Annotated in this window: 22 protein-coding genes, 1 tRNA gene and 1 pseudogene; 14 read left to right on the top strand and 10 right to left on the bottom strand. The window is 71.7% G+C overall.

What is annotated here, in order from left to right:
• The first annotated feature begins 6 nt into the window (after window positions 1–6).
• The 5 genes from FB453_RS03810 (at window position 7) to FB453_RS03790 (ending at window position 4343) form a co-directional block, all read left to right on the top strand.
• Complete coding sequence (locus FB453_RS03810) at window positions 7–969, top strand: UTP--glucose-1-phosphate uridylyltransferase (protein ID WP_112581658.1); 963 nt, start codon at window positions 7–9, stop codon at window positions 967–969.
• Window positions 966–2279 carry a molybdopterin molybdotransferase MoeA gene (locus tag FB453_RS03805; protein ID WP_091394702.1) on the top strand — a complete coding sequence of 438 codons (1314 nt, stop codon included), beginning with the start codon at window positions 966–968 and terminating at the stop codon, window positions 2277–2279. The genes FB453_RS03810 and FB453_RS03805 overlap by 4 nt, the downstream gene beginning before the upstream one ends.
• A gap of 111 nt (window positions 2280–2390) precedes the next feature.
• A complete protein-coding gene (locus tag FB453_RS03800; RefSeq protein ID WP_145787492.1) occupies window positions 2391–3041 on the top strand; it encodes a GNAT family N-acetyltransferase in 651 nt (216 codons plus the stop codon).
• Window positions 3042–3241: 200 nt separating this feature from the next.
• On the top strand, window positions 3242–4024 hold the full coding sequence (sepX, locus tag FB453_RS03795) for a divisome protein SepX/GlpR (protein ID WP_181541326.1): 783 nt from the start codon (window positions 3242–3244) through the stop codon (window positions 4022–4024).
• A 242-nt stretch (window positions 4025–4266) separates the two neighbouring features.
• Window positions 4267–4343: transfer RNA gene (locus tag FB453_RS03790), tRNA-Ala, on the top strand.
• Window positions 4344–4584: 241 nt separating this feature from the next.
• Here the strand turns inward: FB453_RS03790 and FB453_RS34765 are convergent.
• Window positions 4585–4674: pseudogene (locus tag FB453_RS34765) on the bottom strand (site-specific integrase); the annotation flags it as partial.
• Window positions 4675–4690: 16 nt separating this feature from the next.
• Complete coding sequence (locus FB453_RS03780) at window positions 4691–5215, bottom strand: hypothetical protein (protein WP_222431302.1); 525 nt, start codon at window positions 5213–5215, stop codon at window positions 4691–4693.
• A 328-nt stretch (window positions 5216–5543) separates the two neighbouring features.
• On the opposite strand from FB453_RS03780, the gene FB453_RS03775 reads away from it, so the two are divergent.
• Window positions 5544–5849 carry a metalloregulator ArsR/SmtB family transcription factor gene (locus FB453_RS03775; RefSeq protein ID WP_145787862.1) on the top strand — a complete coding sequence of 102 codons (306 nt, stop codon included), beginning with the start codon at window positions 5544–5546 and terminating at the stop codon, window positions 5847–5849.
• Window positions 5846–6328, top strand: coding sequence for an SRPBCC family protein (locus FB453_RS03770; RefSeq protein ID WP_145787490.1), 483 nt, complete (start codon window positions 5846–5848; stop codon window positions 6326–6328). The genes FB453_RS03775 and FB453_RS03770 overlap by 4 nt, the downstream gene beginning before the upstream one ends.
• 117 nt (window positions 6329–6445) lie before the next feature.
• Here FB453_RS03770 and FB453_RS03765 read toward each other — a convergent pair whose 3' ends face one another.
• Entirely contained in the window at window positions 6446–7180 is a 735-nt protein-coding gene (locus FB453_RS03765; protein WP_145787487.1) for a hypothetical protein, read from the bottom strand.
• Between the two features lie 59 nt (window positions 7181–7239).
• On the opposite strand from FB453_RS03765, the gene FB453_RS03760 reads away from it, so the two are divergent.
• On the top strand, window positions 7240–8325 hold the full coding sequence (locus FB453_RS03760; RefSeq protein ID WP_145787485.1) for a Gfo/Idh/MocA family oxidoreductase: 1086 nt from the start codon (window positions 7240–7242) through the stop codon (window positions 8323–8325).
• Between the two features lie 120 nt (window positions 8326–8445).
• Window positions 8446–9465, top strand: coding sequence for a hypothetical protein (locus FB453_RS03755; RefSeq protein WP_145787483.1), 1020 nt, complete (start codon window positions 8446–8448; stop codon window positions 9463–9465).
• Window positions 9466–9530: 65 nt separating this feature from the next.
• Here FB453_RS03755 and FB453_RS03750 read toward each other — a convergent pair whose 3' ends face one another.
• Window positions 9531–10301, bottom strand: a complete 771-nt coding sequence (locus tag FB453_RS03750; RefSeq protein ID WP_145787481.1) for a DUF4352 domain-containing protein — start codon at window positions 10299–10301, stop codon at window positions 9531–9533.
• Window positions 10302–10503: 202 nt separating this feature from the next.
• Window positions 10504–11160, bottom strand: a complete 657-nt coding sequence (locus tag FB453_RS03745) for a 4'-phosphopantetheinyl transferase superfamily protein (protein ID WP_145787479.1) — start codon at window positions 11158–11160, stop codon at window positions 10504–10506.
• Between the two features lie 198 nt (window positions 11161–11358).
• On the opposite strand from FB453_RS03745, the gene FB453_RS03740 reads away from it, so the two are divergent.
• Window positions 11359–11628 (top strand): hypothetical protein, encoded by a 270-nt coding sequence (locus tag FB453_RS03740; RefSeq protein WP_145787477.1) that lies wholly within the window; start codon window positions 11359–11361, stop codon window positions 11626–11628.
• Window positions 11629–11674: 46 nt separating this feature from the next.
• Here FB453_RS03740 and FB453_RS03735 read toward each other — a convergent pair whose 3' ends face one another.
• The 3 genes from FB453_RS03735 to FB453_RS03725 form a co-directional block, all read right to left on the bottom strand.
• On the bottom strand, window positions 11675–12457 hold the full coding sequence (locus FB453_RS03735) for a peptidase (RefSeq protein WP_145787475.1): 783 nt from the start codon (window positions 12455–12457) through the stop codon (window positions 11675–11677).
• Window positions 12457–13734: a VWA domain-containing protein gene (locus FB453_RS03730; protein ID WP_145787472.1), complete on the bottom strand. Its 1278-nt coding sequence runs from the start codon at window positions 13732–13734 to the stop codon at window positions 12457–12459. Before FB453_RS03730 ends, FB453_RS03735 begins: the two co-directional genes overlap by 1 nt.
• Before the next feature lie 365 nt (window positions 13735–14099).
• Complete coding sequence (locus tag FB453_RS03725; RefSeq protein ID WP_145787470.1) at window positions 14100–15809, bottom strand: phospholipid carrier-dependent glycosyltransferase; 1710 nt, start codon at window positions 15807–15809, stop codon at window positions 14100–14102.
• Window positions 15810–15901: 92 nt separating this feature from the next.
• Here FB453_RS03725 and rsmI point away from each other — a divergent pair, with 92 nt between their 5' ends.
• Entirely contained in the window at window positions 15902–16741 is an 840-nt protein-coding gene (gene rsmI / locus FB453_RS03720; RefSeq protein ID WP_247669021.1) for a 16S rRNA (cytidine(1402)-2'-O)-methyltransferase, read from the top strand.
• Between the two features lie 31 nt (window positions 16742–16772).
• Here the strand turns inward: rsmI and FB453_RS03715 are convergent, their stop codons facing one another.
• The gene (locus FB453_RS03715; RefSeq protein WP_486480142.1) at window positions 16773–17831 is read right to left on the bottom strand and encodes a YML083C domain-containing protein; all 1059 of its coding nucleotides are present in this window, start codon (window positions 17829–17831) and stop codon (window positions 16773–16775) included.
• Between the two features lie 149 nt (window positions 17832–17980).
• On the opposite strand from FB453_RS03715, the gene metG reads away from it, so the two are divergent.
• Entirely contained in the window at window positions 17981–19783 is a 1803-nt protein-coding gene (gene metG / locus FB453_RS03710) for a methionine--tRNA ligase (RefSeq protein ID WP_145787468.1), read from the top strand.
• 45 nt (window positions 19784–19828) lie between these two features.
• Here the strand turns inward: metG and FB453_RS03705 are convergent, their stop codons facing one another.
• Window positions 19829–21076: a hypothetical protein gene (locus FB453_RS03705; RefSeq protein ID WP_145787465.1), complete on the bottom strand. Its 1248-nt coding sequence runs from the start codon at window positions 21074–21076 to the stop codon at window positions 19829–19831.
• 129 nt (window positions 21077–21205) lie between these two features.
• On the opposite strand from FB453_RS03705, the gene FB453_RS03700 reads away from it, so the two are divergent.
• Both FB453_RS03700 and rsmA read left to right on the top strand, forming a co-directional pair.
• Window positions 21206–22105, top strand: coding sequence for a TatD family hydrolase (locus FB453_RS03700; protein ID WP_112581840.1), 900 nt, complete (start codon window positions 21206–21208; stop codon window positions 22103–22105).
• Window positions 22106–22151: 46 nt separating this feature from the next.
• Complete coding sequence (gene rsmA / locus FB453_RS03695; protein ID WP_145787463.1) at window positions 22152–23021, top strand: 16S rRNA (adenine(1518)-N(6)/adenine(1519)-N(6))-dimethyltransferase RsmA; 870 nt, start codon at window positions 22152–22154, stop codon at window positions 23019–23021.
• Window positions 23022–23049 lie beyond the last annotated feature (28 nt).

Genomic DNA, 23049 nt, shown 5'->3' with positions numbered 1-23049 from the left:
CGCGGCATGTCGGAGCACTCAGCGAACCCCTCATCGACGGTCGCCGCAACTGGCCGTCCCCTGGCGGTCAAGGCCGTCATCCCGGCCGCCGGACTGGCCACCCGGTTCCTGCCGGCCACCAAGGCGGTGCCCAAGGAACTGCTGCCAGTGGTGGATCGGCCGGTGCTGCAGTACATCGTCGAGGAGGCCACGCAGGCCGGCATCGGTGACGTGTTGCTGATCACCGGTCGGGGTAAGACGTCGATGGTGGACCACTTCGACCGTCGCCCGGACCTGGAGACCAGGTTGGAGGAGAAGGGCGACTCCGAGCGGTTGGCCGCCGTCCGTCGGCCGAGCGAGCTGGCCGAGATCTACACAGTGCGGCAGCCCGAGCAGCTCGGGCTCGGCCACGCCATCGGGTACGCCGAGTCGCACGTCGGCGACCAGCCCTTCGCGGTGCTGCTCGGCGACGAGTTCGTCAAGCCGTCGGAGCCGCTGCTGCCGGCGATGCTGGAGTTGCAGGCCCGCACCGGCGGTGTGGTGCTCGCCTTCTTCGAGGTCGACCCGGCCGAGACCAAGCGGTACGGGATCGCCTCCGTCGAGCCGGCCGAGTCGGAGCTGACCGACATCGGCGAGGTCGTCAGGGTGACCGGGATGGTGGAGAAGCCGCAGCCCGAGGACGCCCCGAGCAACCTCGCGGTGCTCGGCCGCTACGTGCTGCCGGGCAGGATCTTCGACGCGATCCGGCGGACCAAGCCGGGCAGCGGCGGCGAGATCCAGCTGACCGACGCGATGGAGCTGCTGCGTACCGAGGGCGTCCCGGTGCACGCGATCGTCTACCGGGGCACCCGCTACGACACCGGCATGCCGCTGGGGTACCTCCAGACGGTGGTGCAGATCGCCGCCGAGCGCGACGACCTCGGTGCCGAGTTCCGGTCCTGGCTGGCCGACTTCGTCAAGGCCGACGCGGCAGGCGGATCTGGTACATGACCGCGACGGCCGACGCCGAGGCGGCCGCGAACGAGTTGACGCCGCTCGCCGACTACCTGGGCAGCGTGCTGCGCAGGTTGCGCGCGCTGCCGCCACTCGACCTCGACCTCACCCAGGCGCACGGCAACGTCCTCGCCGAGGACGTCGTCGCGCCGCACGCCTTCCCGGCCTTCGACCAGGCGGCAGTGGACGGCTACGCCGCGCGCTGGGAGGACATTTCCGGAGGGGGTCGGGGGCCGAGCTACGTCCCGGCCCCCTCCGGCACGCCCGGTGGTCGCACCATCCGGCTCAACGTGGTCGGCGATCTCGGCGCCGCGAGCTGGCGGCCGGTCCGGCTCACCCCCGGCTCGTGCTTCTCGGTGGCCGCCGGGGCTCCGCTGCCGGTCGCCGCTGACGTCGTGGTCCCGGTGGAGTGGACCGACCAGGGCATGGCCGCGGTGGAGATCTTCCGCACCCCCAAACGGGGGTACGGGGTACGTCGAGCGGGTGAGGAGCTGCCCGCCGGCACCCTGCTGGCGCGGGCCGGCACCTACGTGTCTCCGGCCCTGGTCGCCGTCTTCGCGGCGACCGGCATCGGGCACGTGGTGGTCCGGCCCAGTCCACGGGTGGTCATCGTGGCCACCGGTGACGAACTCGTCGACGTGGGCCGGGGCAGTCAGCCCGGTCAGGTGGTGGACGCGAACTCGCACGCGCTGACCGCCGCGGCGGCCGAGGTGGGCGCGCTGGCGTACCGGGTGGGAATCTGCGACGACGACCCGGAGGGGCTGCGCGGGCTGTTGGAGGACCAGACGCTGCGCGCCGACCTGATCATCACGACCGGGGGCACCGGCACCGGCCCCGGTGACATGGTGCGTCGGATCCTCTCCCGCCGTGAGGGCGGTCGCGCCGGGCCGGTCACCTTCACCGACGTGGCGCTCTATCCCGGCACCGCGCTCGGGTTCGGTACGGTCGGCGCCGAGGAGGTGCCGGTGGTCTGCCTGCCCGGCGACCCGGGCGCTGCGTTGATCGGCTTCGAGGTGCTGGCCCGCCCCGCCATCCAACTGCTCGCCGGCGCCGAGCCGGTGTTCCGACCCAGTGTGCGGGCACACCTGCTGGAGACCGTGTCGTCGCCGACGGGGCTGCGCGAGTTCCGGCCGGCGCACGTCGCCGAGCGACGCGGCGGCGGGTACACGGTCCAGCCGCTCAGCGGGGGGCCGTTCACCCTCTCCGGGTTGGCCGAGGCCAACGGGCTGCTGGTGCTCGGCGAGCGGGTCACCACGGCCGCGGCCGGCTCTACAGTGGACGTCCTGCTGCTGGACCGCCGCCGATGACGCGTTCCGGCCGGTCCGCTCGCGGCTCGCGTCGGGTGATCGTCGGATCTGTGCGGTGAACGTGGTGGGGCTACTTGCGCGCGACACGGTCCCGCGCGGGAGACTGTGCGGGTGAGTCTTTTCGGACCCGCGCGGGCACCGGGCTGGCCGGTGGAGCTGGCCGACGGCCCAGTGCTGCTGCGGCCCTACCGGCGCTCCGACGCGGCGGCGTGGTCGGAGGTGCGACGGGCCAACCGGGCCTGGCTGGCACCCTGGGAGTCGTCACTGCCCGGCGGTTGGGACGAGATGAACTCGCCGGCCGCGTTCCGCTGGGTGCACAGTGACCAGCGGCGTTCGGCCCGCGAGGGTGAGGGCATGCCGTTCGCGGTCTGCCTGCGTGAGGCCGACCGGGACCGGCTGGTCGGGCACATCAACGTGGGCAGCATCGTGCGGCGGGCGCTCTGCTCCGGCTACGTCGGCTACTGGGTGGACGCGCGGGTCGCCGGCCAGGGTGTGATCCCGACGGCGCTGGCGCTCGCCGTGGACCACGCGTTCGGGCCGGGCGGGCTGCACCGGGTGGAGGTGAACATCCGTCCGGAGAACCGGCCATCCCGCCGGGTGGTGGAGAAGCTGGGCTTCCGCGAGGAGGCGTACCACGTGCGCTACATGCACATCGACGGCGCGTGGCGGGACCACATCGGGTACGCGATGACGAGTGAGGAGATCGCCGCCGAGGGTGGCCTACTGGCCCGCTGGCACCGGGTTCGCGCCAACGCGCGGTAGGAGGATTTCCCGACATCCGCCCACTCGTCCCACGGACGGGATCGGCGCGGCGCGGTGGCATCCCGGTCGGTGCGCCGTAACCTCAAGTAACTGCAAGCTGCGGCAAGCGCTCCCCGGCCGGACGATCCACGCGCCCAGGCGTGATCGATGGAAGATCCTGCGGTCGGATGGCGGTTGCTTCGAATTCGGTGACGGGAGGGGTGAGGGTGCCGACCTCGGTGCTCCTCGCCGTCCTCGCCGCCGCCGGCCTGCTCGCCCTGGCCCCGGCGTTGGTTCGCCGGTACGACGCCACCGAGCGGCTGGTGGCGGAGCGGGCGCAGTCGACGGCGCGGGTGCTCCAGCGCCGCCGACGGCGCCGCACTGTGCCCGGACGGCGACCCGTCCATCCTCCGCGCTCACTGGTCGTCACCCTCAGTGAAGATGCGACTACTGGCGCGTTGAGCGCGCCGGTCTCCGCGCCACCGGCCGTCCGCCGCTCCGGTCGACTGCGCGCCGTGCCCGCCGCACCGAAGCGGTCCCGTCGCCGCCCGCCGCCGCGCCGACAGCACACCCCCGCCGTGTACCGGCGTCGCCGGGTGCTCGCCGCCCTACTGCTGCTCAACGTCGTCGAGCTGATCGGCGTGCTGTTCGTCAGCCCCGGCTTCTGGGTCGGCTTCGGGGTCACCTTCCTGCTCCTGGCCCTGTACGTCGTGCACCTGCGGGGCCAGGCCCTCGCCGGGCGTCGCCGCCGCCGCGCCCGAGCCCGGGAGGCCGCCTGGTTGGCCGCCCGGCAGGCCGAGGTGCGCCGGGAGCAGGCCCGCCGGGCCGCGGCCCGCCGGGAGGCGCAGCGCCGCCTCGCCGCCCAGCGCGAAGGGGTACGCCGAGCCGCCATGGGCCTGGACCGGTCGGGAGACCTGCCGGCGGCGGTCAACGGTGGATCAGTCTCGTACCGGCGCTCGGGCGGCCTGCGCGGCCGTCCCTACGAGGCCGGCCGAGGCGCCTGACGCCGGGTCCCGGCCTTGCCCAGGTCCCGGCCGCGCCCGGCTGGCTTGATCGACTCGGGTTCCTGGAAGTCGGGTGATTGTGGCGTCCGGGATGCCCCGATTTCCAGGAACCCGAGTCGATCTTCGGGTAGGCCGGAGCGCCGGGCCGGGGGCGGATTCGCGGTGGAGGCCGACGACCTGTTAGCCTTGCTGCCGGCCCGCCCGGTGTAAGCCGGGTGGGACCGAAGCCGGTTCGCCGGCGGGGGGCTGTGGCGCAGACTGGTAGCGCACCTCGTTCGCATCGAGGGGGTCAGGGGTTCAAATCCCCTCAGCTCCACCAGCAACACGTACGACCTGGGGAGAATCCCGCCAGCAAGATCGGCGGGCACAGGTCCGACACAAATCAGCGAGGATCCGGGGCCTTCGGGCCCCGTTTTCGTTTGGCGCTCGCGTCGCGCAGAGCCCCGCTGATGATGTTGCGGTGGCGGTCTTTCTTCGGCCACAGTGACGGAGGTTTCCAGCGTGATCCGCAGGCTGGAGTGCCGTAGCGCGTTCTGCGCCTCGGTGGGATCGGCACCCGAGGTGATCAGGCGGGTGGCGAAGTAGTGCCGCCGAGAGTGGAAGGTGGCCTCATCGGGCCAGCTGGCCACGTTGCGCCAGGTTCGCCACATCTGCGACCACCGCTGGTCATGAATCGGTCGATCCAAGGACGACCCGTCGAGTGACGTCCAGGTGCCGGGTGACGGTGTACCTGCCAGTGGCGCCGACCTCAGGGGCCTCGCTGTTCCATCCCAGGGACGACCAGCAATCTTCGAAGCTCACCACGTATTCCCTGTTCGAGGTGAAGACGTGAGTGACGGTCGCGGTGACCACGGAGCCGATCGGAAATCGCGCCTTGATGGATAGCCACTCCTGGTCGCTCAGGCTGGTGGGCAGGTAGGTCCGTGAACGGAATCGCTCGTCGAGAGGAAGAAGGCGAACCTGACCCGGCCTGTGTTGGAGAACCTCAAACGTGGTCACTGTGCCAACTGGAGGCCAGTCGGCCGGCTCGTGTGGCAAGACCACGACGTCAACGAAGCCCTCTGGCTCTTGGCCCAGGTCCACGAGCAACCCGATCGCTCCGGGCTTCGGTATGAGGACGACCTGACCCGTGATGTGCTCGCCCACTGGGAAGCGACGACGAGCCGCGTCGAGCTTGTCCGGCTCCAACACGCCGCGAAACCTCCTCGACTGTCCCTGGATCAATGCGCCGAGGAACGGGGACTACTGCTGATGATCATCTCGATCATGTCGAGCGCCTGGTGGGATGCGAGTGTCAAGCATGTCCCGTGACTGGGCACTCGTTGGTTCTGAGCCGTGCCGATGGCCCGCCGCCGTGCCTCTGGCCTTCGGCCGCCAGCGCGCCGCTGACAGCCCGCCGTCGGCGCGACATACGAAGAAGCCCCGGGCCGCCATGGTTGTTGGCAGATCCGGGGCTTCGGTGATTCGCCTTGACGACTGTATCGGTAAGTCGTAGCTTTCGTTCGTGGTGACTTACGGAATGCATCCGGGCTGGGAGGCGTTGGGCGATCCCAGCAGGCTCGCCATCGTCCAGCGCCTGGCCGAGCGGCCCCGTGCCGTGGGGGAGCTGGCGGACGAGCTGCCCATCAGTCGACCAGCCGTGTCGCAGCACCTCAAGGTGCTCAAGAGCGCGGGCCTGGTTGTTGACCAGGCGATGGGAACCCGTCGCGTCTACCGGCTGAGTCCGGTCGGGTTGGCCGCCCTGCGGGACCAGCTCGACACCTTCTGGCGCCGGGCGCTGGACGGCTATCAAGACATCGTTGAAGAGACCAAGGAGTGCCCATGACGCAAGCAGCTACGGCGGTCGTCCGCCGACAGATCGTCGTCAACGCGCCGATCGAACAGGCCTTCACCGTCTTCACCGAGCGGTTCGGCGACTTCAAGCCACGCGAGCACAATCTGCTCCAGGTCCCGATCGCCGCGACCGTGTTCGAGCCCAAGGCCGGCGGGCACATCTACGACCGAGGTACCGACGGTAGCGAATGCCGGTGGGCACGCATTCTCGCGTTCGAGCCGCCGACCCGGGTCGTCTTCAGCTGGGACATCGGACCGACCTGGCAGGTCGAAGCCGACCCGGATCTCACCAGCGAGGTCGAAGTCCTATTCGTTGCTGAGACTCCAGACCGGACCCGAATCGAGCTGGAACACCGGCACCTCGACCGGCACGGCCCTGGCTGGGAGTCGGTCCGAGACGGAGTCGACAGCGATACTGGCTGGCCCCTCTACCTCAGTCGCTACCTCTCCCTCTTTGGTGGCGGCAGCTGACGGCACGACCCGGCAAAGGCCGTTTCCGCGAGTCGGAGACGGCCTTTGCGATCTTTCAGGTGCTTGACCGACCTTCCGACGTCCCCGACGGGCAGGCCAGGCGAGGCGTTGATCCACCTAGGCGAAGCGTTCGGTCGTCACGGGTATCAGGCCGTGCTGTCGCAGGACGTTCGTCAACTCGGACAGGGTCGAGCCGAGCGCCGCAGTGCCATCGGTCCTCAGCAGCGCGGTCACGTCGAGGCACCAGGCCAGGGAGTGGCCGACCCGGCGCAGATCCCAGGTGAACTGGTAGCCGTGCTCGACGAGACGACCGCTCGCGGCGGACGCGACAGTGCCGCCCGCCGGTGACCGCCAGGCCGTCCGGAGGCTCGCCACCTGCTCGGCGCGGAGATCCTTGGCGAAGAGGACGCGGTACACCCGCCGTTCGTGGAAGCCGGCCGGTGGCTGCGCCGGGCCGAGCCGCAGCGGCGGGGCGGTGGCGATCGGTTGATGGTCGAGGAAGTGCGTACGAAGCAGCAGCTCGTCCGGGAGTTGCCCACCACCGAGCGCGCGGTGGACGTCCTCGGCCTCCCGGCGGGAGGTGGGGAGCACCCGCGCCAGCACCTCGGGGTCGGTGCGCATGCCGCGGCTCAGCGCGGCGGAACTCCACCAGCCGGCCTCCGGTGTCCAGCCGGCGCTGTCCAGCCCGGTCGTGGTGAAGTCGTGGTGGCGGGTGAACTCCTCGACGACGATCCCTTCCACAGTGGTGGCCGGGCCGTGGTCGTCGAGTCGAGGTAGGACCAGGTAGTAGTCCAGGGACGGTCCCGCGTCGGGCATCAGCACGGGCACGGCGCGCAACGGCTCGGTGGTCATCAGCACAACCGTAGCCAAGGAGAACGGCTAGCATCCGGACCCCAACGTGAGGAGCCCAGATGACTTCGGTGGCCCAGACCCGGTTCGGCATCATCGGCAGTGGCTGGCGGGGTGAGTTCTTCCTTCGCCTGGCCCGGCTGCTCCCCGAGCGGTTCCGGGTGACCGGGGTGGTGACGCGTACCGAATCGCGCGGAGCTGCCGTGACGGCCGACTGGGGCGTGCCGGCCTTCCGCACGACGGGCGAGTTGCTCGCCCACGAGCGGCCGGACTTCGTCATCGTGTCGGTGCCGTGGCCGGTGACACCAGAGGCGACCTGGGAGTTGGTCGCGGTCGGCGTACCGGTGCTCGCCGAGACGCCGCCCGCCCCCGACCTGGCGGGTCTGCGCTCGCTCTGGGCCGACGTCGGAGGCAGCGGCCTGGTGCAGGTCGCCGAGCAGTACCTGCTGATGCCCGGGCACGCGGCTCGGCTGGCGTTGGTCCGCGCCGGGGTGCTCGGTGAGCCGACCTCGGTCCAGATCTCCTCGACCCACCTGTACCACGCGGTCTCCCTGATCCGGGGTCTGCTCGGCGTCGGTCACGAGAGCGCCGAGGTGAGCGCGCGCGCCTTCGTCGCGCCGCTGGCCAACCCGCTCTCGCCGGCCGGCTGGAGCGGCGACGACACCCCGCAGCAGCTCTCCACCACCCTCGCCACCATCGACTTCGGCGGGCGGATGGGGTTGTACGACTTCACCGACAACCAGTGGTGGAACCCGCTGCGCACCCGCCGGTTGGTGGTCCGGGGCTCGCGCGGTGAGCTGGTGGACGACCGGGTGGTCCGCCTGGTCGACCCGAGCACGCCGGTGGAGTCGTTCCTGACCCGGCGGCAGACCGGTCTCGACCTCAACCTGGAAGGGCTCGACCTCAAGCACATCAGCTTCGACGGCGACGTGGTCTACCGCAATCCGTTCGTCGGCAGCGGGATGTCCGACGACGACATCGCGGTGGCCGACATCGTCGCCCGCGCCGGTGCGTGGGCGCGGGAGGAGGGCCCTGCTCCGTATCCCCTCGCCGAGGCCTGCCAGGACCACCTGATCAGCCTCGCCATCGAAGAATCAATACGCGCCGGCCAGCCGGTCGTCACCGCCACCGAGGCATGGGGACGGTAGCTCGGGCGGATCCACTTCTGTCCCTTGGCTGACAGTACGCAACCGGGAAGCCAGCTCACCTGTGGAGCCGAGTATCAACCGAATGCCCGGGAGTACCCGGGCTGCACACGGGGAGCAAGGATGAACCGAAGCACTCGACGCCGGATGCTCGCAGCCACCGCAACCGGTCTGCTGGCCACCTCTCTTGGCGTCGCTGTCTCCGCGACCGCGACCGCCGCGCCCGGCGGGGCGGCCCTCCGCACCTGCAAGATCAGTACGCTGCCGTACCCGACCGACACCTATCGCGCCGACGCGAACGCGGTCGACCCGACGGGCCGCTACGTCGCGGGCACCGCGCTGCGGGTCGGTGAGACCGACAACCAGTACCTGCTGCTGTTCTGGGACGGGCAGCGGGTCACCGAGCTGGAGTCGAAGGGCATGGCCACCCCCGTCGACATCAACGCCGACGGCGTCGTGGTCGGCAACGGGTCGGCGGAGACCGGCTACGGGCAGCCGTGGAGGTACCGCGACGGCAAGCTCGAGCAGTTGCCGGTGCTGCCGTCCACCGGCATCTTCGTCAGCGCCATCAACGATGCCGGCGACATCGTCGGCTACGGCTCCGACATCGTCCCCGGGGAACTGGTCGCGCTGCGCTGGCCGGCCGCCCGTCCGGGCACTGTCGAGGTGCTCGACGCGCCGGTCGACGCCCAGGCAGGTGGGATCACTGACAACGGGACCATCGTCGGTAGCGCCGGGCCCTTCGGAGACTGGAACAGCTGGGTCCGCCGGCCGAACGGCCGGATCGACGCGCTCACGTTCCCCGGCGCCGAGTGGAGCACGGCCGGCGTGGCGGCGGGCCGCTGGGCGATCGGCCAGGTATGGCTGGACGGCGGCACCAGCTCGACCGGGGTGCGGTGGGACCTTCGGAACGGCTCGCACACGTTGCTCGACCAGGAAATGCCGGCAGTGACCGATGTCAACGCCAAGGGCGTCGTGGTGGGTGATGACCGCGTTGCCAGGGGCTCCACCTCCCGGGTCCTGCCGGGTGGCGGCGAAGGGGTGGTCGTCGGTGCGCGGTCCATCTCCGACTCGGGCACCATCGTCGGGTTCCGCAACGTCCTCGCCGACCGGTTGACTCCGGTGCGTTGGACGGGCTGCTGACCCACCGACTCTCCCACCGCGTGGGGCCGGCCCGGACGGGGTCGGCCCCACGTCTCGTCAGCGCGTCACGGCTTCCAGGAACCGGCGGTCTGGAACTGGTCCTGGTACTCCAACGCGCCCGAGGTGTCGTGCACGTCGAACACCACGCTGCCCGTGCGTCTGGTGCCAGCGGTCAGGTCGTCGACGGCCGGCATCGGTTTGCCGCAGCCGGAGAAGGCTCCACCGATCGCTGTGGTCTTGGTGCCGTCGGCGGCGACCCACTGAAAGTAGAGCGGGTTCGTCGAGGCGGTGCCCTTGGTGACGGCCACCGTCACGTCGGCGATCACGTACATGCCCTCGCCGGGCTTCAGTCCGTGGGACTTGCATGGTTTGGTGGCGCTGCTGAACTTCGTCACGGTGATCTCGACGGTGCCTGCCGAGCTGTTGACGACAAGGGTGTCGCCCGGCGACATGTCGCGGGTGTCGCCGTTCGCTGACGGTGGGGTCGGCGGAGTGGCCTGTGCCTCGCTCACCGTGGTCGAGGTGCCTTTGGTGCCGATGACGACCGCCACGATGCCGCCGGCGCAGGTGAGCAGGGTGAGTACGGCCGCGGTGACCGCGACGAGCACGACGGACTTCTTGGCGCGGTCCGTCTGCGCCAGGGGTGGTGCGATGATCGGGTAGCCGGGGCCACCAGGTGCCCGATATCCGCCGCCAGCGCCCGTGTACCCGCTGGCCGCCGGGTACGCAGCCCCCGAGAACGGCGGCTGCGGTGTCGCCGCGAACGAGCGGGTCGGCGGCTGCGGGTTCGGTTGTTGGGGGTCGTGCGGCCTGACGCGGGGCTGGGGGTGGGTCACCGTACTCCTTGACGCTTCGGTACGTGCGGTGCGGGAACTCTTCGACGTTACCGTGGGTGGCGGAGCGTCCAGTGGCCACGCCGGAGGGCTTCCCACCGCGAGGATCCGAAACCGCTCTGGCCAGCGTGGACAGTGTTCAATCGGTCACCGAACGCCAATGTGGATCGGTATCTTATTCATCGCCATGAGTAACCAGGCGAGGTCAACGTGCCGAAAGTACGGCGGCGGTGCGGACCAGCCCGTCGGCGATCACGAAGCGGCCGCTGATCGATGTCGGAGGGTCGTCGACCCCCGCCGCGTCCACCCGGGCCGGTGCGATCCGGGCAGTGAACGTGCCGGCATCCGGATCAATGTCGAGCCGGGCGTCGTGGAAGTCCAACCAGCCGCGGACGACCGGATGCCACACCTTGTAGACGGTCTCCTTCGCACTGAACAGCACGACCGGCCAGTAGGTGCCGCTGGGTAGCCGAACACACATTGCCTCCTCCTCGGGCAGCAGCACGAGTCGGCGTACTCCCGGATTGACCTCGCGGTGCTGCTCGGCGTCCATTCCGACGGACCGGATGTCGGTGGTGTGCGCCGCCGCGGCGGCGCAGTAGCCGGCGGTGTGGGTGATGCTGCCGACCACCCCGGCCGGCCAGACCGGCGCGCGATCGGCGGCGGCCGGCACGGCGGTCGTCGGCAGGCCGAGGTCGCGCAATGCCCTGCGGGCGCAGATCCGCCCCGCGGCGAAGTCCCGCCGACGGGTCTGCACCGCCCGCTCGCCGAGACATGCCTGCTCAGCGGGGAGCAATTCGCCCGTCCAGTCCTCCGGCCCGGCGACGGCAACGGCGACAGTCGATGGCAGCAGGTCACGCATTCCATTGACCTACTGGTCGGTAGGAATGACGCAGAGAGTTAACCGTCAAATTTCCGACTCCCACGACCGCCGAAGGTACCGCAAAGATGTAACACCGGAGGGACGCGCAGCGCCCTCCCTGATGGCTCCGGGGGGACCACCATCAATGCTGGCCGGCGCGGCAGCCGCCAGTCCCGTGGACATCTGGAAGGACGTGCGATGACCGATGGCCTGGATCGGCCGGGGGTGCGGGCTGACGAACACGCCCCGAAGACCCCCTGCTGGAGCTGCGGCTCCTGCGGTGACGAGTGGCCGTGCGCGACGAAGCGCACCCGGCTGCTGGCGGAGTACGAGGGTGATCGCGCCATGCTCAGCGTCTATCTGGGCTCCTGCCTCGCCGCCGCCACCGAGGATCTGCGCGCGGCACCGGTGATGTCGCTCCAGGACCGGTTCATCGGCTGGTTGCCGCGCGGCTCCCGGCGTAGCTGAGGCTCTGGAGGCCCCGCCGCTGGGCGGGGCCTCCAGAGACTGGCGTTCAGCGACGTCGAGGGCGTCGGGTCACCGCGAAGCCGACCACGCCGGCCACCGCGGCGAGCACGCCGCCGATGCCGGTCCAGAGCCAGCGCGAGCCGAGATTCGGCAACCAGTCCGCGAGCGAGCCGCTCTCGTCGTCGGCCTCCGCGTCCACCGGGGGTACGGCGTTGAGCACCGTGCCGGCCTTGGTGTTCGGCACCAGCGGGGCGGCCAACTCGCCGTCGTCAGCCGAGGCGCCCCGGTCGGCGATGGTGCCGACCAGCAGGTCGACGTCGATCGGCGCACCCAGATCGGGCTCCGGCAGCTCGATCACCGAGAGCCGGACGACGTACGTGCCGGGCAGTGGGTCGGCCGACCAGGGCTCCGCCCACGACCGCACCTCGCGCAGCGTGCAGCCCAGCACCACGTTCGACGCCTTCGCGTCCACGGTCGGGGTCTGGGCTCCCGCCGTGCACGCCTGGCGTCGGCGCAGCCCGTCGAAGACGTCCACCGTCCAGGTGGAGGCGCCGCTACGTCCCTTCGGGAAGGTGACGGTGGCGTTGATCTCGTGCACCTGGCCGGCCGTCGCCGGGAACGACCAGTAGAGGTGGTCGCCGATCGAGGCGTCCACCCGTACCGGTTGGCCGGCGGTGATCGGGGTGGCGGTGAGGAACGACGTGCCGGCACGGTTCACCGGCGTGGCACCCGGGGAGGGGGTCGGTGCGGCGACGGCCGCAGCGGGGAGCAGAGCGGCCACGCCGGCGGCGAGCAGCGCCGCCGTCGACCGGAACAGTGCGGTACGCATCAGTTCTCCCTCCAGGTGGCGACCCACCAGCGGGTGAGCAGACCGGCGAGCAGACCGGTGACCAGCCCGGCGATGGTGAGCAGGGCGAGCAGCACCCAGCCCCGGCCGAGGTCCGGTCCGTCCGGTGCGGGTGCGGCGGCGACGACGTCGATGGTCAACTCCACCGGCATGCCCGGGGTGGCCGCGGTGCCGGGACGCGGGGCGAACGAGTTGCTGACCACCAGGCAGACCGTGGTGGGTTCGATGACCGGCGCGGAGTTCTGCTCGGTCTCGGCGGCGTCCTCGTCGTCGGCGGAAGCCGACCAGCGCAGTCCGGCGGAGAGCACGTCGGCCCGCCCGCTGCCGGCGTCCGCCCCCCGGACGAGTTCCCGCCCGTCGGCCGCGGTGGCCCGCAGCAGCACCCCGTAGTCCCGGTTGACGGCCCGGTCCAACGCCATGCTCACCGAAGCCCGCAGCTCCTGCCCGGGGCGGATCGGCACCCGGTAGTAGCGATGCTCGGAGAACGCCTCCCGGTCGGCGTAGACGCCGGGGGCGAGCAGTGGCGCCGAGTCGCACGCGCTCGTGCCGCCGACCACGGTCGGGGCCCGGGTGTGCGTGTCTGCGGCCCGCTCGACAAGCTGTTTGATCCGGTCGGTCAACTCCTCGGCGCTCTGCGCGGCGGTGTAGGTCCCGCCGGTCGCGCTGGCGATGCAGAGCAGTTGCCGGCGAACCTTCTCGTCGGGGGCCAGACCGAGGGTGTCGACGACCAGGCTGGTGCCCTGGGCGGCCAGTTCCCGGGCCACCTCGCACGGGTCCGGCGGAGCACAGGTGTCCTCGCCGTCGGTGATCAGCACGATCCGCCGGGTGGTGGCCCCGGTGCCCAGGTCCTGCGCGGCGGAGCGCAGCGCCAGCCCGACCGGAGTGAACCCGGTCGGCCGAAGTGTCGCCACCGCCGCCTTGGCGGCGGACCGGTCCACCGGCCCGACCGGCACGATCTGCTGGGTGTCCTGGCAACCGACCTTCTTGTCCTTGCCGCGGTAGGTCGCGCCGAGCACCCGGATGCCGAGCTGTGTCTCCTCGGGCAGCGCATCCACCACCTCGTTGAAGGCCTGCTGGGCGACCGATATCCGGGTGCGTCCGTCGATGTCGGCGGCGCGCATCGACCCGCTGACGTCGAGCACCAGCTCGACCCGGGGCGGCTCGGGCACCGGCTCCTCGTCGGCCTGCGCCGGCCCGGTCAGCGCGGTGGTCGCCAACAGTCCGAGAAGGACCGCCGTCGATCGTCTGAAGTTGATCACGATCCGCAGTGTAGTGAGATCCACTTTGGATGATCGTTTGGGTGCAGGCGTGCGGAACCGGCGACTCCGGCTGGGCCGGGGACCGCCTCTGACCGGCCGCGCCCGCGCTCAGGGTCCACGCCGGGTCACCCTCGGTCAACTGTGCGAGGGAAGGTGTCGGCTCGGCCAGCATCCGTCGGAAATCTGACCCAAGTCGACCCGTTGTGCCGGTGGTGCGCGGTGGTTAAGCTCTTCTTGCGCGCCCCAATCGCCCGCTTCCCCCGTGGCAGGCGATCGGGGCGCGCGTCTTTGTCAAGAAGGGCCCGCACGCTTCGGCGTGCGGGCCCTTCTTCCGTCGCGCTGTGCGGCGCGTCGCGTGTCGATGCTTATATCCACCGGCCGTCGAGCCACATCCGGGACAGCCAGTCCGAGTACGGAATCACCCGACCCACGAAGATCGGATAGAAGTACGCGAAGCAGAGCGCCACCAGCAGCACGTACGCCCCCGCAGCGATGCTGCCCACCAGCCGGCGCTCATAACTCGGGTCACCCGGCACCAGCGGCGCCACCGCACCCACGTCGCCCCCGGCGGGCGCGATCAGCGCGCCCAGCACATACACCACGGCCAGCACCAGGAACGGCACCGCCGGCGCGGCGTAGAACGAGAACATCGTCCGGCCGTCGAGGGCGAACCAGAACCACGGCAGCAGCCCGGCGGCCACGGTGAGCAGGATCGCGCCGGCCCGCCAGTCCCGACGGGCCACACCCAGCCAGACCAGCGCCACCAGGGCCGGCAGGAACGACCACCAGAGCAGCGGGGTGCCGAGCAGCAGAATCTCGGAGGCGCAGCTCGCCGCGCCGCAGACGCCGTCGCCGGCGTAGTGGAACGCCACCGGTCGGCCCAACAGCAGCCACTGCCACGGCCACGACTGGTACTTGTGCGCATCATCGAGCTGGGCGTGGAAGCCGTACGCCGCGCGGTGGTACTCGAAGAGATTGATCAGCGGGCCGATCACCGGCCGGTCGCTGAGCCGGGAGCCCGGGTAGGACGACGCGAGCCGGTAGTAACCGTCGTCGGTGAGCAGCCAGCCCGACCAGGTGGCGAGGTAGGTGCCCACCATGAGCACGCCGGCGAGCACCAGCCAGGGCAGCTCGTCGACGAGCGTGTCCCGCCAGGGCCGGCGGACGCCCGCCGAGCGGCGGACGCCGACCTCCCAGAAGAGCACCAGCAGCGCGAAGGCCGGCACGAAGTACAGGGCGCTCCACTTCACCGCACAGGCGCAGCCGATCAGCACCCCGGCGGCCAGCCGCCACCACGGCCAGGTGCGCCAACCGGTCGGCGGGCGGCCGGCCCGGCCCGGCTGGCTCGGATCGAGCCCGTCGTCCAGGGCCCGAGCCCAGCGCCGACGGCGGGCGTCCCGATCGAGCACCAGTGCGCCGAACGCCGCCAGGACGAAGAAGAGCAGGAAGATGTCGAGCAGGGCCGCGCGGGACAGCACCAGGTGGAAGCCGTCCAGGGCGAGCAGCAGGCCGGCCGCGCAGCCGAGCACCGTCGAGCGGAACATCCGCCGACCGATGCGGACCAATAGCAGCACCGACAGCGTGCCGATCACCGCCGCCGAGAAGCGCCAGCCGAACTCCGGCGCGGTGGTCATCAGGTGCCCGGGGACGGAGACCTTGGAATCGGCGTCCTGATAGCCGAACGCCCACTCGCCGATGCCGATCAACCACTTGCCCAGCGGCGGGTGCACCACGTACGACGGGACGTTGTCCTTGTAGTTCCACTCCACGCCACGCGAGATCAGCCCGTAGGCGTCCTTGGCGTAGTACGTCTCGTCGAAGATCTTGCCCTTCGGGCTGGACAGCCCGACGAAGCGCACGATCGCCGCGATGGCCACCACCACTGCCGTGGCCAGCCAGGAGAACCGGTCCACCTGGGTGTCGACGGTGGCGAACCGTCGCCGGACCACCGCGGCCACCCCGCCGCCCTCGGCGCTCGGTGGCGTCGGCTCCTGGTTGGCACTGGGCTCGCCCGTCATCTGGATCATCTTGTCCGGATCGGCGCTCGGGCTCTGCGCTGTCGACGCACTCGTCACCCGGCGATCGTAGGCTGCCAGGGTGTCCGGTGGCGTCCGTCGTCCCTGATACCGGTATTCCCAGCAATGAAGGAGACGAATCCGTGGGTGAAATGTCCGAAGTTGGGCGCCTGATTCTGCTCGGTGCTCCACTCGGCAACCCCGCCGACGCCTCGGCCCGACTCCGGGAGGTGCTGATCAGCGCCGACGTGGTCGCCGCCGAGGACACCCGCCGGCTCACCCGGTTGGCCCGCGATCTCGACCTCACCGTCGGCGGTCGAATCGTCTCCTACTTCGAGGGCAACGAGGAGCGGCGCACCCCCGAGCTGGTCGAGGCCATCCTCGGCGGGTACGTGGTGGCGCTGGTCACCGACGGCGGGATGCCCAGCGTCTCCGACCCCGGCTACCGGCTGGTCCGTGCCACGTTGGATGTCGGGGCGCCGGTCACGGTCGCCCCCGGGCCCAGCGCGGTCACCACCGCGCTGGCCGTCTCCGGGCTGCCCTGCGACCGGTTCTGCTTCGAGGGCTTCCTGCCCCGTACCCCCGGCGGCCGCCGATCCCGGCTGCGCGCCCTCGCCGCCGAGGAGCGCACCCTGGTCTTCTTCGAGGCTCCGCACCGGATCGGAGCGACGCTCACCGACCTGGCGGACACGTTCGGGGCGGACCGGCCGGCCGCGCTCTGCCGCGAACTCACCAAGACCTACGAGGAGGTGCTCCGCCGCCCCCTCGGCGAGCTGGCCCGGTGGGCCACCGAGGGGGACCCGCGCGGAGAGATCACCCTGGTGGTGGCCGGAGCCCCGGTGACCGCGGCCGAACGCCCCGACGACGACACCCTGCGCGCCGCCGTCGCCGAGCGGGAGGCCGCCGGCCGGTCCCGCCGGGACGCCATCACCGACGTCGCCACCGAGTACGCGCTGCGCCGCCGGGACGTCTACACGATCGTGCACAGCTGACCGAGGAGGTACGGTTCGCCGGACGGCGGGTTCACCACGCGGCGGCCAGGAAGCCGACGGTGATCAGCGTGGGGCCGGCGATGGCGGCGGCCACGGCCCAGCGGCGGTGCCGGCGACCGGGCAGCCGGGCCGACCCGGTCCACCGGACGATGCCGCCGGTGCAGGCCACCACCACCAGCAGACCGGGCAGCCACCGCAGGTGCCGGCCCACGCCGACGTCCGCGTACGCGGTGCCGCTGTCCGGGCCGGTCATCCGCGCCGGCAGCGCGGTGCCGGCCGTGCTCCCCTCGACGGGCACGCCGCTGACCCGGACGCCATGGGCGATGAACCGCCCGTCCTCGGCCGTGAAGAGCCCCCGGCACCGCAGGGTGAGCCCGCCGCCGGAGCAGTCGTCGATCACCACGGTGCCCGTCCGGGCGTGCCCGACCGCGAGCCAGAACGGGCCGGCGCTGACCCAGGCGAAGAAGGCCGCGACCAGGCTCAGCACCACCAGCGCGGCGAGCCCGGGCAGCGGATCCGGCGGTGGGGGCGTGCGGCTGGGTGCCCGGCGCAGCGCCAGCCGGAAGCCGCGAAGCCGCGCCGGTGCCGCGTCCTTGCGGACCGGGGTGCCGTCCCAGTGCACCTGCTCGATCGGCGCCCAGAAAGCGCCGGCGTCGTCGTCCGGCGGGTCGCCGTCGGGCCCATTGTCGCGCTGCCGGCGGCCCTGCTGCCGGACCGGCACCCGACGCGGCACCGCGTCCACCGGCGCGCCGGTGGTCGGCTCCACCTCGACGGGCTCCGCGCCAGCCGGTGCCGAGCCGGCCGGCGGGCCCGACGAGCCGGGCCGGACCGGGCTGGGTACGGGTGCCCCCGGGGTCGGACGGGTCGGTGTGGGCGCCGGCGCCGTCGGCGTGGGGCGGGCCGGGGCGGACCTCCCCGCCGGGGTGGGCCGCTGCGCACCCGGGTCGGCGCTGGGCTCGAGCCGGGGCTGCGGCGCGACCCCGGCGACCCGGGACGCGGCGGGCTCGGGCCCCGGGTCGTCGCCGACCGCCGGCCCGGTGGGACGGTCCTCGTGGTCCCGTGCCGCTCCTCTGCCCGTCACGACGTTCATTGCACACCGGGCCAGGAGGTGAAACGGGCAGGTGAGCCGCGTGTCGACGACAAATCGGACCAACGGGCGAGGTGGTCGGCCCGGTCCGCCGGTCCGGCACCCCCCATTGGTTCGCGAACGCCCCGGACGGGTCACTAGGCTCACTGCTCATGAGTCACGTTCTCGCGGCAGTGGCCTGGCCGTACGCCAACGGCCCCCGCCACATCGGCCACGTCTCCGGTTTCGGCGTTCCCTCCGACGTCTTCGCCCGGTACATGCGGATGGCCGGCCACGACGTGCTCATGGTCTCCGGCACCGACGAGCACGGCACCCCGATCCAGGTGCAGGCCGACGCCGACGGGGTGACCCCGCGCGAGCTGGCCGACCGGTACAACAGGGTGATCGTCGAGGACCTGCACGGCCTCGGTCTCTCCTACGACCTGTTCACCCGCACCACCACCCGCAACCACTACGCGATGGTGCAGGAGTTGTTCGAGGGGATGTACCGCAACGGCTACATCGTGCCGAAGACCACCATGGGCGCGATCTCCCCGTCCACCGGGCGTACCCTGCCCGACCGCTACATCGAGGGCACCTGCCCGATCTGCGGGTACGACAGCGCCCGCGGTGACCAGTGCGACAACTGCGGCAACCAGCTCGACCCGATCGACCTGATCAACCCGAAGTCGCGGATCAACGGAGAGACTCCGAAGTTCGTCGAGACCGAGCACTTCTTCCTGGACCTGCCGGCCCTGGCCGAGGTGCTGCGGCAGTGGCTGGACACCCGCGAGGGGTGGCGGCCCAACGTGCTGCGGTTCTCCCGCAACCTGCTCGACGACCTCCAGCCCCGGGCGATCACCCGTGACCTGGAGTGGGGCGTACCGATCCCGCTCGACGACTGGCGCGACCGGCCGGACAAGCGGATCTACGTGTGGTTCGACGCCGTGATCGGCTACCTGTCAGCCTCGATCGAATGGGCCCGTCGCTCCGGCGACCCGGACGCGTGGCGGAAGTACTGGTCCGCCGACGGCGCGGGGAAGGACGCCCAGTCCTACTACTTCATGGGCAAGGACAACATCGTCTTCCACTCGGTGATCTGGCCGGCGCTGCTCTCCGGCTACTCCGGCGAGGGCTCCCGCGATGGTGAGCCGGGCGAGCTGGGTCGGCTCAACCTGCCCACCGAGGTGGTGTCGAGCGAGTACCTGACCATGGAGGGGCGCAAGTTCTCCTCGTCACGCAAGGTGGTCATCTACGTTCGCGACTTCCTGGAGCGCTACGACGCCGACGCGCTGCGCTACTTCATCGCCGCCGCCGGCCCGGAGAGCAACGACACCGACTTCACCTGGGCCGAGTTCCTGCGCCGCAACAACGACGAGTTGGTCGCCGGTTGGGGAAACCTGGTCAACCGGTGCGTTTCGATGGCCGCTAAGAACTTCGGGGCGATCCCGCCGGTCGACCCGGCCGGGCTCACCGAGGCCGACCAGGCGCTGCTCACTGTCGCCCGGACCGGGTTCACCACTGTCGGCGACCTGATCGGCCGGCACCGGCAGAAGCAGGCGATCGGTGAGGCCATGAAGGTGGTCGCCGAGGCCAACAGGTACCTCTCCGAGCAGGCGCCCTGGAAGCTCAAGGACGAGGCGGACAAGCCCCGGATGGGCACCATCCTGCACGTCGCCCTTCAGGTGATCAGCGATGCCAACACGCTGCTCACCCCGTTCCTGCCGCACTCCGCGCAGCAGGTGCACGAGCTGCTCGGGGGCACCGGCGTGCACGCGCCGATGCCGGTGATCGAGCAGGTCGACGACCTGGACGGCGGCCCGGCGTACCCGGTGCTCACCGGGGACTACACCGTCGGCGCGCGCTGGGAGTCGGTGTCGATCGAGTCGGGTCGCCCGCTGGCCGCGCCGAAGCCGGTGTTCCGCAAGCTCGACCCGTCGATCGTCGACGAGGAACTGGCCCGGCTCGCCGACTGAACGCACGACGCGCGCGGTGGCGGGGTGCCCTGCCGCCGCGCGCCGTCACATCGCGTACCGGGTGTCCATCACCTGGTCGTCGGTCACCTCGGCGCCCGGCGCCCAGGCCTCGTAGATGCCACGTTCCTGACACTGCGCGCCGGTCGTGACCACGGTGTCCGGGTTCGGGTAGCGCAGGCGCACCCGCAGCCAGCCGGCCTCCTCCCGCAGCACCAGGCACGGCACGCCCCGCCACTGGGCGCACCGGACCCGGCGGGCCACCGCGTCCACCGGGTAACGGGCCGCGCGGGTCATCGCCAGCACCCGGAATCCACCGGGTAGGTCGGCGACCGCCTCGTACTCGCTGTCGCCGTACCTGCCGACCAGCTGGGTGGAGCGGGGGGCGTCGGCATTCGGCACGTACTCCTGGTCCGGGGAGAGGCCCGGCACCGCGGCCAGCAGGTGCCGCCACTGCGGGCCCACCATCCGCAGCCACCCGCGCTGCTCGGCCTGGTAGGTGTACAGCACCACCTCCACCCCCTCCGCCGGGTACGCAATGAGGGCGGCGTTCGCCGGCATCGGCAGGTCGGCGAAGTCCCGGGTGATGAACTCCGGGATGAGCTGACCGTTGCTGGGCACGAAGCCGGTGCCGAGCACCGGGGCGCCGAGCCGGTCCCGGGAGGCCAGCGCGGTCAGGCCGCGGTGTGCCGGGCCCACCGGCACGTCGTAGTCGCCCGGGTCGGACGCGCGCCAACGCAGCGCGTACGCCACGTCCGAGCCGTCCCGGCCGGCATCGCCATCGGTACGCAGCACCGTCGTCGTCGCCGGCGTACGTAGGTGCGCCACGTCGTGCTCGCGATAGCAGAAGCCGTGCGGCAGCCAACCCCGTACGTAGCCGGCGAGCTGCTGGGCCGAGAGCACCTTCATCATCCGGGTGCCCCGCCGGACCACCGCCGACGCGCGCGCCTCCGTCAGCATCGGGTCGCCCGCCGCAGCCGGCTGCTGGCTGAGCTGGTGCAGGTAGGCCCAGCCCCGCTCACGGTGAGCGGGGATCAGCAGCGGCGTCTCCGGCTCGTCGGCCGGCTCCGTCGCCCCGTGCACCGCGGTCACCTCGGTGACGTGCACGAACCGGTGCCACGGCAGGGCGCTACCGGGGCGGGGAGCCCACTCGAAGCCGGCCACCTCGTCGGCGCTGAACAACTCGTACGCGGCGCCTCGGGCGATCTCCTCGGCCGGGTACACGCCGCCGCCGAACGCCACGTGCAGTCCGGTCCGTTCACCGGCGCTGCCACCGGCCTGGGGAGTGACGCTCATGCCGTCGCCTCGCTGCTCGGTGGGATGAGGTCCGCACGCTGTCGCGTCCGCTCGTGAGCGACCGTAGAGTCGCGCGGCGTAGTCGGGGTGAACGTCGGGTGGCGGGCAGATGGACAGGCCCGGTGTGTGATGCTGTCGCTGATGAGCGAGCCCACTGAATCCCGCCGCGAGCGTGCCGCCCGGCGGGCCGGAGAGTTTCCGCCCGCCCCCGAGTCGTTGCCCCGGGCGGTGCTGGACAGCCACACCCATCTGGACATCACGGTCAGCGAGGCCGGTGTACCCGGCGGCGGGCCGGCCGACGATCCGGTTGCCGTGGCCATCGCGTTGGCCACGAAGGTCGGCGTGGACCGCCTGGTCCAGGTGGGCGTGGACGTCGCCTCCTCCCGGTGGGGCGCGGACACCGCCGACCGGTACCCCGCCGTGCTGGCCACCGTGGCGCTGCACCCCAACGAGGCGCCCCGGCTGAGCGACCTCGACGAGGCGTTGCGGGAGATCGAGGCACTCGCCGCCCGCGACCGGGTCCGGGGGATCGGCGAGACCGGAATGGACTTCTTCCGGACCGGCGACGAGGGGCGTGCCGCGCAGGAGCAGAGTTTTCGGGCGCACATCGCCATCGCCAAGCGGTACGACAAGACGCTGGTCATCCACGACCGCGACGCGCACGCCGACGTGCTGCGGATCCTCGACGACGAGGGCGCTCCCGACCGGGTGGTGCTGCACTGCTTCTCCGGCGACGCCGACTTCGCCCGCGAGTGCGTCCGCCGCGGCTACCTGCTGAGCTTCGCCGGCACCGTCACCTTCGGCAGCGCGACGGCGCTGCGCGAGGCCGCCGCGCTCACTCCGATGGAGCAGATGCTGGTGGAGACCGATGCCCCGTACCTCACCCCGATGCCGTACCGCGGCCGACCGAACGCGTCGTACCTGATCCCGCTCACCGTCCGCGCGCTCGCCGCGACCACCGGCAGTGACCTGGACGAGCTGTGCGCGGCCATCTCCGCCACCGGCGACCGGGCCTTCGGCCCGTGGTGAGCCCGGCCCGACGGTCGGCACCGACCCCGTCGCTACGCTGCCTGCCATGACCGGTCTCCTCGGCCCGGCGGAGATCCGGGAACTCGCCGCCCGGCTGGGCGTCGCGCCCACCAAGAAGCTGGGCCAGAACTTCGTGCACGACCCGAACACAGTGCGCCGGATCGTGACCGCCGCCGGCCTCACCCCCGACGACGTGGCCCTGGAGGTGGGGCCCGGGCTCGGCTCGCTGACCCTGGGGCTGCTGCCGGTCGCCGGGCACGTGCACGCCGTGGAGATCGACCCGGTGCTCGCCGGGGCGCTACCGGAGACCGTCGCGCGGCACGCCGGGGCCGATGCCGCCCGACTCACCGTGCACCGCGCGGACGCGCTACGCATCGCCGCCGCCGAGCTGGCCGACCCGGCACCGACCGCGCTGGTGGCGAACCTGCCCTACAACGTCGCCGTACCGGTGGTGCTGCACCTGCTCGCCGTGCTGCCCACCCTGCGACACGGCCTGGTGATGGTGCAGAAGGAGGTCGCCGACCGGCTCGTCGCCGGTCCCGGCTCCAAGGTGTACGGCATCCCGTCGGTGAAGCTCGCCTGGTACGCCCAGGCCCGGGGCGCCGGCAAGGTGCCGCCGAACGTGTTCTGGCCGGTGCCCAACGTCGACTCCGGCCTGGTCTCCTTCACCTGCCACGAGCCGCCCCGCACCGACGTACCCCGGGAACGGGTCTTCGCCGTGGTGGACGCGGCGTTCGCGCAGCGGCGCAAGACGCTGCGCGCCGCGTTGGCCGGCTGGGCCGGTGGGGCGGACCGGGCCGCCGCTGCGCTCACCGCCGCGGGCGTCGACCCCGGCGCCCGCGGGGAGTCACTGACCGTCGAGCAGTTCGCCGCCATCGCCGCGTCGGCTCCGGTCGGTACGCCGGCCGGGAAGTAGGCTGACGCCGTGTCCGCCGAGGAGGTGT

This window comes from Micromonospora sp. CNZ322 (assembly GCF_007827755.1).
Note: the sequence above shows the minus strand (reverse complement) of the source record. Positions and strands in the feature narration are given on the sequence as shown.

Coding starts and splice junctions, on each gene's coding strand:
- FB453_RS03755 (WP_145787483.1), top strand. CDS start 8,446: ATGAACCGAAGCACTCGACGCCGGATGCTCGCAGCCACCGCAACCGGT.
- FB453_RS03770 (WP_145787490.1), top strand. CDS start 5,846: ATGACGCAAGCAGCTACGGCGGTCGTCCGCCGACAGATCGTCGTCAAC.
- FB453_RS03810 (WP_112581658.1), top strand. CDS start 7: ATGTCGGAGCACTCAGCGAACCCCTCATCGACGGTCGCCGCAACTGGC.
- FB453_RS03700 (WP_112581840.1), top strand. CDS start 21,206: ATGCTGTCGCTGATGAGCGAGCCCACTGAATCCCGCCGCGAGCGTGCC.
- FB453_RS03705 (WP_145787465.1), bottom strand. CDS start 21,076: ATGAGCGTCACTCCCCAGGCCGGTGGCAGCGCCGGTGAACGGACCGGA.
- rsmI (WP_247669021.1), top strand. CDS start 15,902: ATGTCCGAAGTTGGGCGCCTGATTCTGCTCGGTGCTCCACTCGGCAAC.
- metG (WP_145787468.1), top strand. CDS start 17,981: ATGAGTCACGTTCTCGCGGCAGTGGCCTGGCCGTACGCCAACGGCCCC.
- rsmA (WP_145787463.1), top strand. CDS start 22,152: ATGACCGGTCTCCTCGGCCCGGCGGAGATCCGGGAACTCGCCGCCCGG.
- FB453_RS03740 (WP_145787477.1), top strand. CDS start 11,359: ATGACCGATGGCCTGGATCGGCCGGGGGTGCGGGCTGACGAACACGCC.
- FB453_RS03745 (WP_145787479.1), bottom strand. CDS start 11,160: ATGCGTGACCTGCTGCCATCGACTGTCGCCGTTGCCGTCGCCGGGCCG.
- FB453_RS03765 (WP_145787487.1), bottom strand. CDS start 7,180: ATGACCACCGAGCCGTTGCGCGCCGTGCCCGTGCTGATGCCCGACGCG.
- FB453_RS03735 (WP_145787475.1), bottom strand. CDS start 12,457: ATGCGTACCGCACTGTTCCGGTCGACGGCGGCGCTGCTCGCCGCCGGC.
- FB453_RS03805 (WP_091394702.1), top strand. CDS start 966: ATGACCGCGACGGCCGACGCCGAGGCGGCCGCGAACGAGTTGACGCCG.
- FB453_RS03775 (WP_145787862.1), top strand. CDS start 5,544: ATGCATCCGGGCTGGGAGGCGTTGGGCGATCCCAGCAGGCTCGCCATC.
- FB453_RS03715 (WP_486480142.1), bottom strand. CDS start 17,831: ATGAACGTCGTGACGGGCAGAGGAGCGGCACGGGACCACGAGGACCGT.
- FB453_RS03760 (WP_145787485.1), top strand. CDS start 7,240: ATGACTTCGGTGGCCCAGACCCGGTTCGGCATCATCGGCAGTGGCTGG.